The organism is Bifidobacterium miconisargentati (assembly GCF_019331675.1).
GTDB classification, from domain to species: domain Bacteria; phylum Actinomycetota; class Actinomycetes; order Actinomycetales; family Bifidobacteriaceae; genus Bifidobacterium; species Bifidobacterium miconisargentati.
Genome location: NZ_JAHBBJ010000005.1, coordinates 144428 through 156481, shown reverse-complemented (window position 1 = coordinate 156481; position 12054 = coordinate 144428). Strand labels below are relative to the sequence as shown.

Below are 12054 nucleotides of genomic sequence, written 5' to 3'. Positions count from 1 at the left end.
CCTTCCCTGACCCGGCAAAGGTTGACCTCGCTCAAGCCCAAAGGCGCGAAGAAACTGCATTGGCGAGATATGCGACCTTCATTGCGCGGTAAAGTCATCGACGCAATCGACGCCATGCATCTTGATCACGTCATCGTGGCCGCCGTGCCCATGGACCATTGGAATACCGCCGAACGAGCCCGACGCAAATGCTTGGAGCACCTTCTCCCCCTGCTGGAAACAGAATACGGCGTGGACACACTCGTACTCGAACGTCGTGAAGCCTCGCAGGACAGAAACGACATCCGATTCATCGACGGCCTGCGCAGCCGAGGGTTCATCAGCGCGATTCGCGTCGAACTCCAAGCGGGCGAAACCGACGCGAGGCTGTGGCTTCCCGATCAGCTGCTGGGAGCCTATGGCGATGCCCGAACCGGCACGGAGAGGTACGACGGCTTCCTCAGCTGTGTGCGAACCGTGCTCATCGACGGTGACTGACACTGTCAGGCCGTGTATACTTCAAAGTAAGCCAACCCCGCTGGGGAAATGGAAGTGAGAGCCGGATGCCCCGAGTATCTTGGGGGCCGGCTCTCGCGCTATTCAGCATTGGCCCCGACGATTATCCGTGGCCGAGGCATCATCGGCACCGCCTGAGCCGCGTCCCTCGTGGCCAAGGACCAAGACGACGAAGGACTGCGCGTCTTCGCACCGGTGAAGTTCAACCTCGGTCCGATACCGGAACACGCGACGCGGAAGCGGTCGACGTGACGCCCGCGCCCGCGTCCGCCTACGCGGAGGCCATGTTCGACGAACTGCCGACCTACCCGAACGAGGTCGATCTTACGGCGATGCCGGCATCGCTGCTGAGGCTGATTCGCAGCCGCAAGCACGGGTTGTGGAGCAACAAGGCATCCGCCGAACTCGCCCGTCGCGAAGCCGATGAACGAGGTATAGAGCAAGCCGCGTAATACGGGCGATACGACGCTCTTGGGGTCGGTGGGGCCTCATGCGAGAATCGACCATCCCCTAAGAGCCGATCGCCGCCGCTTCCTTTGTGCGAATCATCGTTCGCACCAACGCAGACGGGCGTAGGCGAATGAAATGACGAGCAGTACGGCGGCCGCGACGAACACGACGCGCAGGGAACCGTCCAGCGAGGGTATGAAGGTGGCGACCACGCCGAACACGGCCACGCCGATCGCGCCGCCGACCTGACGGAACGTGTTGAACACGGCGCTGGCGATGCCGGCCTGCCGCTGATCCACGCTCACCAATACCAGTCCGGACAGGGCCGGCGTGACCAACGCGCCGCCGAGGCCGACGACGCTCAGGGCCGCGGCGATCACCCATGCGGGCATCGGCGCGGGTACTAGCACCGCGGCAAGGAAGCCGATGGCCATGACGATCAGACCGAAGGAGACGGCGAATCGGGTGCCCCTCGCATTGATGACCTGCCCGCTGAACACGTTGGTGAGCACCATCACCACCGCGGAAGGAACGAACACCAGTCCCGCAGTGAATGGGCTCATGCCCTGCTCGCCTTGCAGGAACAAGGTGGAGATGAATACCATGCCGAACCAGTTGAAGATCATGATGAATCCCACAACCAGCGAGATGCGCATGCCGTCATTGCGGAACAGGCTCAACGGCACCATCGGATACTTGACCTTGGCCTGTGCAAGCACGAACAGCACGAGAGCGGTGGCACCGACGGCAAGCAGCGAGATCGTCATCGGCGAGGAAACGCCCAGGGAGCCGATCTCGATGACGCCCGCCACCAGCGAGGCAAGGCCGATCAGCGCGAGCGTCTGGCCGAGCCAGTCGAACGTAATGGTGCGGGTGGGCGACGGCGCGACTTTCGGGGCGAGAGCGAGCACGATCAGGCAGAACGGCACGTTGACCGCAAAGATCAGGCTCCAGTGAATCGGCGTGAGCAGCCCGCCGAACAGCGGACCGAACGCGGAAGCGGACGCCGAGCCGGCACCCCACAGACCGAGCGCGAACGCACGGCGGCGCGGATCCGGGTTGGCTTCGTTGATCAAAGCCATCGAGGCCGGCAGAATCAGCGCCGCGGCCACGCCCATCAGACACCGGCCGACGATGAGCATCAGCATGGTCCACGCGAACGTGCTCAGCAACGAGGCCGCGCCGAACAACGCCGTGCCGAAGAAGAACATGCGCTTGGCGCCGAACTTGTCGGACAGGCTGCCGGCGAGCAGCAGCAGCGAGGCGAACAGCAGCGTGTAGCCGTCGATCATCCACTGCTGCAGGGCCATGTTGCCGCCGAGGTCGGCGGTGATGGTCGGCAGGGCCACGTTGACGATCATGGTGTCCATGCCGGTCAGGAAGAACGCCAGCGACGTGACGAACGTGGTCAAACCGGCGCTGTAGCGCGCCGCACGATGCGACACTCGTCGGGTTTCGCGTGCGGCTCCATCGTCCTCGCATGTGAGGCCGAAGGTTGCGGATTCGTTGATTGATGTCATACCCACCTATATCCCATTGGCTTGTATGTTTCCGTTTGGTTGTTGCAGTAGCTATAGTATTCTTTGAAACACTCGTAAAACAGCGGTTTATGGATGATTATTGCTCACGATGTATGAACCGATGGTTCATGGAAGGGTTGCGATGTACGACAGACGATTGGATGCGGTGATCGCCGCGGCGCGGACCGGCAGCTTCGCCAAGGCCGGGCGGCTGCTGCATATCTCCACTCCGGCCGTGGCCAAGCAGGTCACCACCTTCGAGAAGGAATACGGTCTGACGCTATTCGACCGGTCGCGCAGCGGCGTCACACCGACCAGGGCCGGCAGGGAATTCGTCGAGGACGCGCAGATGATCGTGCGCCAATGCGAGGAGATACTACGCCGCACCAGACAGCTGACCACCGCGAGCTCCGCTTCCGTGCGCCTCGGCGTCTCTACGCTGCGTCCCGGCCGACGTATCCTCGACCTGTGGCAGCGCGACGCGGGGCGCCACACGGACATCCGTCTGGAACTGGTGTCGATGCCTGACGACTCCGAAACCATCAACGACATCGTCACCCACCTCGGCGAGGACATCGACATGATCTCCACGGCCTTCGACGCCGGCTACTGGGACGACACGTGCAGCACCCTCGCCCTCGACTCCGAACCATTATGCGTGGCGGTTCCGCGCAGCCACGCATTGGCGAAACGGGCCCGACTCGCCTTGGACGACCTCGAAGGCACGCGCATCCGCATCCTCAAACGCCACCGCGGCGCCAACGACACAGCCCGGGACATCTTGGAACGGCACCCCGCCATCGATCTGATCGACATCGACCATTACGATCTCGACACGTTCAACGACTGCGCCGAATCCGGCGATCTGCTCATCTCCAAACCCATGTGGGACGGCATCCACCCGCAGTTCGTCAACGTGGCCGTGGACTGGCCCGAACCGGTCGTCATGCACTACGGACTGCTCTACCCCATCGACCCGAGCCCCGCGATCCACACATTCGTCACCCGCATCGACGAACTCGCCTCATCGGCACAATCGGCAATTCACGCCCATACCTGACGAAGCCAGAACCACCGCAATCAACGTCGCGGGAAAAATCGAGGGAGAGAGCGGCGCTATGACACCGGGGTGCGCCCGGCGGCGCAGGTAGGGCACCTTCCCCGCTTCCGGGACTTCAGGCCCTCCTTTGCCGGACCACCTCACGTTTGGCGTGGGAATCGGGAAGACGGAAGCCAAATCCGTCAGCATCCTGCCGAATCGCCCTGCGATACACTGGATTGACGGACGATTCGGGGAGACGACATGAACGCTGCAGAACTTGCTACCGTGCTCGAGCATGGCGAGAACATCTCTGTCGAGTTCAAGCGTTGCGGCGTCCAGCCCGAGGCGGACACATTCGAGACGGTGTGCTCGTTCAACAACCGGTTCGGCGGATCGATCTACCTCGGCGTGCTCGACGACGGCACCGTCGAAGGCGTCAATCGGTCGCAGGCCACAGCCATCGAGCGCAATCTGGTGAACGTGGTCGGCAATCCCAAACTATTCAACGTCGCGCCCGCCATCGAGACCGAACGCATCGAATACGACGGCAAGCTCGTGATCCGTGTCTGGATCCCCGCCGGCCCGGCGGTCGTCAGCTTCAAGCACGTGATCTACGACCGGGTGGCCGACGTGGATCGGCGCATCACCAGCGAGACGCAGATCGCGCAGATGCACATCCGCAAGCAGAACCACTTCAGCGAACAGCGCGTATACCGGTATCTGAAACCGTCCGACTTCAGATTCGATCTGCTGCCGCGCGTGCGCAAGCTGGCCGCGTTGAAGACGCCCGGCCACCCGTGGGCCGAGATGGACGACATGGAGCTGATGCGCAGCGCCGACCTGTACGGCGTGAACTACGACACCGGCGAGGAGGGCTTCAACCTCGCCGCCGTGATGCTGCTCGGCAAGGACGAGGTCATCTCACGCATCGCGCCCGCCTACAAGACCGACGTGATCGTGCGCCGCGAGAACCTGGACCGCTACGACGACCGGCTCATCGTGGCCACGAACCTGATCGAGGCGCAGGCGCGGATCTCCGAATTCGCGAAACGATATTTGCCCGACCGGTTCATGCTGGAGGGCGACCAGACCGTCAGTCCCCGCGACATCATCATCCGCGAGCTGGTCTCGAACCTGATGATCCACCGCGAGTTCGTCAGCCCATACCCGGCCAAGTTCCTCATCCTCAACGACGGCATCCACACGGAGAACGCCTCCAAGGCCATCTTCCAGGGCCAGCTCGCCATCACGAGCTTCAAACCGGTGTCCAAGAACCCGTTCATCGCGAAGTTCTTCCGCAACATCGGTCTGGCCGACGAGCTCGGCAGCGGCATGCGCAACCTGTACAAGTACTCAAAGCCCTACTCCGGCAAGAACCCCGTGCTCGACGACGGCGACGTGTTCGAGGCGTTCGTCCCCGTACGCTGGGTGGAAGGCACCATCGCCGAAGGTGAGACCGCTCATAATGAGACCGTAAATGACCCGAATGAAACTGTAAATGACCCTCATGAGCAGGAAAATGAACAGGTAAATGACCCTCATGAGCAGGAAAATGAACAGGAAAAAACGCCTTCCCGGGAACAGCTGCTCCTCAACCTGATTCGCATGAATCCGTCAATCACCTACTACGAAGCGGCGGACGCCTTGAAAGTGTCGTATTCTACGGCTCGAAGAGCCTTCCATGCGCTGCGCGAATCCGGAACCATCGAGCGCACCGGTTCGGACAGACGCGGCACATGGCGTATCCTCCCCCAGTCGCAACCATCCCGTGAATGACGTGAGGCCCCGCCACGACATGCCGCGGACGTGGTAACAGAGGTGGTACGGCGAGCGCGCGAATCCTGCAAACCCAAGCGGCAGTAAGGCGGAGCCGACCTGAAGGCTGGGGTCTCGTATCCTCCGCCATCAGGGCTTTGGTTTTTACCAAAGCCCTTTTTCGTTATCCGCGCCTTATACGCCTGCACAGACCTCTCGCCGTCTGCGATTGCGCGGATTCGAACCCGCGCAAATCAATCGATATCGTCCCAGGCCCATACACAACACCCTCCCAGGCAGGCTCACGGCAATGCGTCGATATTGGCGCGCAGGTGTTCGATGAATCGTCTGGCCGCCAGTGGGAGCCTGTCACGGTCGGCGTAGGCAATGGCGATGGTGCGTTCCACGGGCGGATCGGTGGGGCGTAGGGTGAGCCTGTAGTTGGTGCTGGTGCGGTGGAGGATGAGTTCGGCGAGGATGCTGAATCCCAACCCGGCTTCGACCATGGTCATGATCGAGTAGTCGTCGTGGATGCGCAACCGCACGTTCGGTTTGAGCCCGATCGACGCGAATGCCTCCAACGGCTCGGAATAATGTCCCTCCTCCAGCAGAATCATGGGTTCCTCGGCGAGCGCGGCCAACGGCACCCGATCGAGTGCGGCGAGCGGATGGCCTTGCGGCAGAACGGCGAGCATGGCGCCCCGTTTGATGGTGATGGTCCGCACGTCGCGCGCGGCGGCGGGGTTGATGAACCCGAAGTCGATGGTGCCGTTGTGGATCCATTCCTGGATTGTGGTGTAGTCGCCTTGATGCAGGACGAACCGCACGTTCGGATAGCGTTGCTGGAATCCGCTGATGAGACCGGGCAGCCAGTGTGCGGAGATGCTGGCGATGGTGCCCATGCGTATCACGCCGGTGTCGAGGCCGAGAATCTCGTCGGTCCGTTCTCGGATGCGCAGGCCGTCCTCCACGTAGCGTTCGATGAGCGGGTAGAGCTGGCGTCCCTCCTCGGTGAGCGTGCATCCGCCGCGCTGCCGGTTGAGCAGGGTGACGTCGAGTTCCTTCTCCAGCGAGGCGATCATCTGGCTGACGGCCGACTGGCTGCATCGCAGTTCGTCGGCGGCCGCGGAGAAGCTGCCGTATTCTACGATGTGCCGCAGGGCGAGATACCGGTTGTCCATGATTGCCCATCATAGACGATGCATAAGTATTGCTTATGCATTCATTAGCGGATTTGATTGTACTTATCGTATGCGCCCGTCATACGATGGCCGCCATCGGACACGTCCAGCGCAGTTGGATTGTTCGACACATGCACGGGAACATCAATGAAGGAAAGGATCTCCCGATATGGCGTTGTTGCGTACGGCGTTCCGCGCCGCGTTACCGCCCACGCTGCCGATCGCCGCCGGCTTCCTGTTTTTCGGCGGATCCTACGGACTGCTTATGCATGCCAAGGGATTCCCGATCGTGTACCCGCTGGCCATGGGCTACGTCATCTTCGCCGGGTCGATGGAATTCGTCACCGTGAATCTGCTGCTGTCCCCGTTCGCCCCATGGTCCGCGTTCATGTTGGCGATCATGGTCAACGCGCGTCATCTGTTCTATGGCCTGTCGATGCTGGACACATTCCGCGGCCTGGGCTGGAGAAAGCCGTATCTGATCTTCACGATGATCGACGAGACGTTCGCCATCGATTCCAGCGTGCATATTCCGGCACTGGTCGACCGGGGATGGTTCATGGTGTTCGTCTCCGCCCTCTGCCGCTCCTACTGGTTCGGCGGCATAGCGTTGGGCTGGCTGGCCGGCGGCGTGCTGCCGTTCGATACCAAGGGCATCGAGTTCGTGCTCGCCGCCCTGTTCCTGTCGATTCTCCTCGAACAGTGGGATGACGACCGGAACCGGAGGGAAGACGACGACAGTCACCCGCGCCCACACCTGGCGATCGCGGATCTCATGGATTCGGCGCGGCCTCATGCGTCTGCGCTGATCGGGTTGTCGGCCTCCGCGATTTGTCTGGCGCTGTTCGGCCCGGACCGGTTCATGATTCCGGCCATGGCGCTGATGCTGGTGACGTTCCTGATATTGCGTACGAGATTGGAAGCCGCGGACGACGAGCACGGCCCCCGAAACGGGGTGGCACGATGATGACCATGACCACATGGCAGGCCGTTGTGACCATCGCGGCGGTCTCGTTGGGCACCATGCTCACCCGCTTCCTGCCGTTCACGCTGTTTCCCGATTCACGCCGACCGCCCAGAACCGTGACCTACCTCGGTAGGGTTCTGCCACATGCGATGACTGGTCTGCTGGTGGTGTACGCGCTCAAGGACGTGTCGCCGTTCTCCGGATCCCATGGAGTGCCCGAGGCGATCGCGGTCCTCGTCATCGTGCTGCTGCATCGGTGGCGCCACAGCATGCTGGTGTCCGTCGCCGGAGGAACCATCATGTATATGGTGCTCGTCCAGCTGGTGTTTGCGTGACGGGTTTGCGGCTTCCCGCCTCGTTTTTTGGGAGGGGGATCCATGGCGACGGACATCCGACGGTAGACGACGAAAGCAATGGGAGATAAGCATGGCTATGCGGCAGTATGTGGTGGATGCGTTCACGGACAGGGTGTTCAAGGGTAATCCGGCGGCGGTGTGTCTGCCGGAGTCGTGGCCCTCGGACGAGCTGATGGCGAACATCGCGATGGAGAACCGGTTCTCCGAGACCGCGTTCATCGTGCGTGAGCCGGCGGGATGGCATCTGCGCTGGTTCACGCCGGGCGGCGAGATCGACCTGTGCGGGCACGCGACGCTCGCCTCCGCGTATGTGGTGTTGCGGTTCGTGGAACCGGACACCGACGTGGTGCGGTTCCGCACGATGAGCGGCATGCTGACCGTGACCCGCAGACACGGTGAAAGCGGCACCGATCGCGGTACCGACGTGTTCACGATGGACTTCCCGGCCTTCGACCTAAAGCCCACGCCGGTCACCGACGCGATGGAGCAGGCCCTGGGAGCACGTCCCATCGAGGCATGGCTCGGACGCGACCTGCTGTGCGTGATGTCCGACGAGAGGACCGTGCGCGGGCTCGATCCCGATCAGGAGCTGCTCAAGGACCTGCCCGGCCTGCTGTCCAACGTCACGGCGGCCGGCGACGCGGATTCGGGCTTCGACTGCGTGTCCCGCTCGTTCGCGCCGAAGCTCAACGTCCCCGAGGACCCGGTCTGCGGCTCCGGCCATTGCCACATCCTGCCGTATTGGAGCAAACACCTCGGCAAAACCTCGCTTATCGCATATCAGGCGTCGGTGCGCGGCGGCGCCATCCACGCCACGGTCGGTGACGGCCGCGTCAGCCTCGGCGGCAGCGCGGCGTTGTTCTCCGTCGGGACCATCATGCCCGACTGATGATGGAATCAGCGTTCGGACGTCCGGCATTGACTTGCCCATCTTACGGACCGATGATGGTGGGCGTGGGAATCGTAGTGAAACGTATCTATGACGAGCCGGAATCCGGAGACGGCTACAGGATTCTGGTGGATCGACTGTGGCCGCGCGGCGTGAGTAAGGAGCGCGCCACCCTTGATTTGTGGATGAAGGGTATCGCGCCGTCGCCCGAGCTGCGTAAATGGTTCGGGCATGAGCCAACGCACTTCAATGAGTTCGCCGAACAGTACCGGGCTGAGCTGGACGCCAACGACGGAGCCGTCACGGCACTGCGCGATCTTGCCACGGCCCATGCGACGGTCACGCTCCTGTACGCGGCCAAGGATCCGCTGGTCAACCATGCGGTCGTACTGCGCGACTACATGAACGACATCATCGGAGCCGTCGAGACGCGCTGAACCGACCCAAAGGTTGGGGTCTCGGATCCTCCGCCGTCACTCCGGAACCATTACGGTTCCGGTGTTTGCCTATCAGCCAATCCTTCGAGCAATTTCGGGTCTATAACCCAATACTCCTTGATCAATCATCGGCGCGGTAATCAGCCAGATTGAGACTGGCGGCCACGCGATTGGAGGCGAATGCACCGATCGCGACCAGCGCATAGCACAGTGCGAGGCCGCCGAAGAAACTGAGCAGCGTGGCCGGCTCGGTCATCGATACGGCGAACAGCGGCGCCATGAGCAGCATCGAACAGCTGCCCGCCACAATCACCACGATATTGAGCGGTGTGAGCACTTCGACGAATCTCGCGCGGTTCAAGGTCTTCGCATCCGTCCCCTCGAGTACGAGCATGCGGTATTCGTTCACCTGATCGTAGACGCTGCCGGCCTGCATCACGCCTGAGCTGACGGCCGCGAGCACGGCGGCGAACACCAACGTCAGCAGTCCGCCGGTGCCGATGTCGTGCAAGAACAGCGTCGCTGAATCGTTCAGGCTGCCGCCCGCCGAAGCCGAACCGAGGAATCCACAAATCGACGTGATACCGGCGACGAACACGGCCAGTGCGATGCCGGAGACGTTGCGCCAGGCGCGTTTGGGGTTATCGAGGATGCGACGCATGGCAATCATGGTCGCGGCGTCCTTGGGATGGCGGGATTTGGATTTGGCGCGAGCCGTGACTATCCATGAACCGATGAGATTGAACAGCGCGAAGCAGAGCAGCACGAAGCCGATCACCACAACGTAGATCATCGCCTCGCCCATGCCGAAGCCTGCCAGCATCGCCGGATTCTTGAGCACGATCACGGCGACGAGCATCACGGCGACAAAGACCACCGCGCGCCAAGCGGACGGCAGCGGACCCGCCGCGCGACTCATGACGCCAAGCGGCGTGATGGCCACGCGACGCAGCGTAATCAGCGAAGAAACCAGAGCCAGTACAGCGACGCCCGTAACCGTAGCAACCAAGGCAGGTACTCCGACCCAGAGCTGTTCGAATGTGAATCCCTGATTCTGGAAACGCAGCAGCATGATCAGCGGCATGAGCGCACAGTAGCCGAGAATGCCGATGAGTGAGCCCACCAAAGCCTGGCCGGCGGCATCGAGCGCGGTGAGACGGACCACCTGGCCTGTGGTGGCGCCGGCCAGTCGCAGGGCGGCGAGACGCGCATCACGGCGGGATGCGGCAAGTCGCGCCGCGGAACCGGCGAGCGCCACGAACGGCACGACGAGCAGCGCGCAGGCGAACCCGGCCAGCATCACATACCCGGAGGCGTAGGAGGCCGGGTCAGCGGGATTGGTGAGCCGATGCTGCCAGACGGCCAACGTGCCCGGCCTGCATACGGTTTCATCGAACAGGCATCCGAGCGTGTGGTCGGCGGAGGCACGCCATATGAACCCGTGCACGCCGCCAAGCACCGTGAGGAAGATGGCGGTAGCCGCGGCGAACGCGATGATCGCCAGTACCGAGGTATGCCCGGACGTGCTCGACCGACCGGAACGATGGAACAACCGCCAGAGTGCGAACGTGCTCATCGTGCGTCTCCTCCCAGCCGTCCGTCCTGCATGGTCACGGTGCGCGAGCAGAAGGCGGCCACGTTCGGGTCATGGGTGACGACGACCACAGCCGCACCGTTGTCGCGTGCGGCGGCCATGAGGATGCCCATGACCTCACGACCGGTGGTCTGGTCGAGCGCGCCGGTCGGCTCGTCGGCGAAGACGACGGCAGGTCGTACGGCGAGCGCCCTGGCGATGGCGATGCGCTGCATCTGGCCGCCGCTCATCTCGCCGGGCCGATGCGTGGCCAGGGCCTTGAGACCCATGCGCTCGAGCCAGAGCATGGCAGCGTCCGTTGCGTCGCGGTATGGCACACCGCCAAGCATCATCGGCAGGGCGATGTTCTCCACGGCCGGCAGCTCGGGCAGCAGCTGACCTGACTGGAACACGAAGCCGAAAGCGCTGCGGCGCAGCCTGGTGCGGTCGGCATCGCCCATGGTTCCGAGATTCACGCCTCGGAACATCACGGTTCCGGCAGTCGGGCGAATGATGCCGGCAAGCGCGTGGAGCAGCGTCGATTTGCCGGAACCGGACGGACCCATGACAGCCACCGTCTCGCCTTCTCCCAATGCGAAGTTCACATGGTTCAGGGCGAGCGCGCTCGGGCCAAACGGCGTATTCGGGACGGACACGGCGGAGGTGGGGGATGCCACCCCGGTGACCCCGCGACCGGCCTGCGTGTTGAGCATTGCCGCGGTGTAGTCCATCACGAGATCATGCGCCTCGAGTATCGGCGTCCACGTACGTGGCTGCCGGAGTTGAGGCTGCGCCGACTGGACTGGCTGGGCGGCGGGACGGGCCGCCGGTACGGTTCGCTGGGATTGCTGTGTTGTTGCGTTCATACCACCGAGGTTACGGGCCAGTCGTGTGGCCCTCCATCGGGCTGTGGGATGAACCATTCCGAATCGGTTCGCAGAATCGCGCACCGGCTCATCCGGAAGGATTACCCACAAGGATGAGGTTGCTCAGACGGATATCTCGCCTCATCCGCCATCATGCAGCAATCTGAACGACGGATGTGAATATCGTCTTCAAAACACATCTACGACGATGCAAAGACCATGCCGACTACGGGGTTTGTGGAGTCGCCCGTGACTACGCGGTATGCGCGGGAAGCATGTCGAGCCGTCGGCGGCACGCTTGCTTCTCTGGATACCGGCTGGGCGCGAGCGTCAGCGCTCGATGCCGTATTCGGTGTACATGTAGGCGTCGTATTGGCTGTCGCTGCCGTGATGCGCGGCGGCATGGTGCGATTCATAGTCGCTGATCTGTGCGTTCATGATCATTCCTTTGCTTATCTTCCGTTCATATCGTGATTCGGTTTACCCCGCCCGTGTTTCCGAATCATGTGTACTCGACCAAGCA

The 12054-nt window shown here is 62.6% G+C and carries 12 protein-coding genes; 8 read left to right on the top strand and 4 right to left on the bottom strand.

The features are described 5' to 3' along the window. The first annotated feature begins 21 nt into the window (after positions 1-21). Positions 22-477 carry a hypothetical protein gene (locus KIH81_RS04705; protein ID WP_236029277.1) on the top strand — a complete coding sequence of 152 codons (456 nt, stop codon included), beginning with the start codon at positions 22-24 and terminating at the stop codon, positions 475-477. Positions 478-779: 302 nt separating this feature from the next. After that, positions 780-947, top strand: coding sequence for a hypothetical protein (locus tag KIH81_RS04700; RefSeq protein ID WP_214304293.1), 168 nt, complete (start codon positions 780-782; stop codon positions 945-947). Between the two features lie 93 nt (positions 948-1040). Here KIH81_RS04700 and KIH81_RS04695 read toward each other — a convergent pair whose 3' ends face one another. After that, the gene (locus KIH81_RS04695; protein ID WP_214304292.1) at positions 1041-2465 is read right to left on the bottom strand and encodes an MFS transporter; all 1425 of its coding nucleotides are present in this window, start codon (positions 2463-2465) and stop codon (positions 1041-1043) included. A gap of 142 nt (positions 2466-2607) precedes the next feature. On the opposite strand from KIH81_RS04695, the gene KIH81_RS04690 reads away from it, so the two are divergent. Together KIH81_RS04690 and KIH81_RS04685 are read left to right on the top strand one after the other, a co-directional pair. Continuing rightward, a complete protein-coding gene (locus KIH81_RS04690) occupies positions 2608-3525 on the top strand; it encodes a LysR family transcriptional regulator (RefSeq protein WP_214304291.1) in 918 nt (305 codons plus the stop codon). 243 nt (positions 3526-3768) lie between these two features. Continuing rightward, positions 3769-5283: an RNA-binding domain-containing protein gene (locus KIH81_RS04685; RefSeq protein WP_214304290.1), complete on the top strand. Its 1515-nt coding sequence runs from the start codon at positions 3769-3771 to the stop codon at positions 5281-5283. A gap of 281 nt (positions 5284-5564) precedes the next feature. Here the strand turns inward: KIH81_RS04685 and KIH81_RS04680 are convergent, their stop codons facing one another. After that, the gene (locus KIH81_RS04680; protein WP_214304289.1) at positions 5565-6443 is read right to left on the bottom strand and encodes a LysR family transcriptional regulator; all 879 of its coding nucleotides are present in this window, start codon (positions 6441-6443) and stop codon (positions 5565-5567) included. A gap of 169 nt (positions 6444-6612) precedes the next feature. On the opposite strand from KIH81_RS04680, the gene KIH81_RS04675 reads away from it, so the two are divergent. The 4 genes from KIH81_RS04675 to KIH81_RS04660 all read left to right on the top strand — a co-directional run bounded on the left by KIH81_RS04675 (position 6613) and on the right by KIH81_RS04660 (position 9092). Next, positions 6613-7410: an AzlC family ABC transporter permease gene (locus tag KIH81_RS04675; protein WP_236029275.1), complete on the top strand. Its 798-nt coding sequence runs from the start codon at positions 6613-6615 to the stop codon at positions 7408-7410. Continuing rightward, the gene (locus tag KIH81_RS04670) at positions 7410-7745 is read left to right on the top strand and encodes a branched-chain amino acid transporter permease (protein ID WP_214304316.1); all 336 of its coding nucleotides are present in this window, start codon (positions 7410-7412) and stop codon (positions 7743-7745) included. Before KIH81_RS04675 ends, KIH81_RS04670 begins: the two co-directional genes overlap by 1 nt. Positions 7746-7836: 91 nt before the next feature. After that, positions 7837-8655, top strand: a complete 819-nt coding sequence (locus KIH81_RS04665) for a PhzF family phenazine biosynthesis protein (RefSeq protein ID WP_214304288.1) — start codon at positions 7837-7839, stop codon at positions 8653-8655. Between the two features lie 65 nt (positions 8656-8720). Then, positions 8721-9092, top strand: coding sequence for a DUF488 domain-containing protein (locus KIH81_RS04660; protein WP_420829125.1), 372 nt, complete (start codon positions 8721-8723; stop codon positions 9090-9092). 121 nt (positions 9093-9213) lie between these two features. Here KIH81_RS04660 and KIH81_RS04655 read toward each other — a convergent pair whose 3' ends face one another. Both KIH81_RS04655 and KIH81_RS04650 read right to left on the bottom strand, forming a co-directional pair. Beyond that, complete coding sequence (locus KIH81_RS04655) at positions 9214-10668, bottom strand: FtsX-like permease family protein (RefSeq protein WP_214304287.1); 1455 nt, start codon at positions 10666-10668, stop codon at positions 9214-9216. Continuing rightward, a complete protein-coding gene (locus KIH81_RS04650) occupies positions 10665-11531 on the bottom strand; it encodes an ABC transporter ATP-binding protein (protein WP_214304286.1) in 867 nt (288 codons plus the stop codon). The genes KIH81_RS04655 and KIH81_RS04650 overlap by 4 nt, the downstream gene beginning before the upstream one ends. Between the last annotated feature and the right edge of the window lie 523 nt (positions 11532-12054).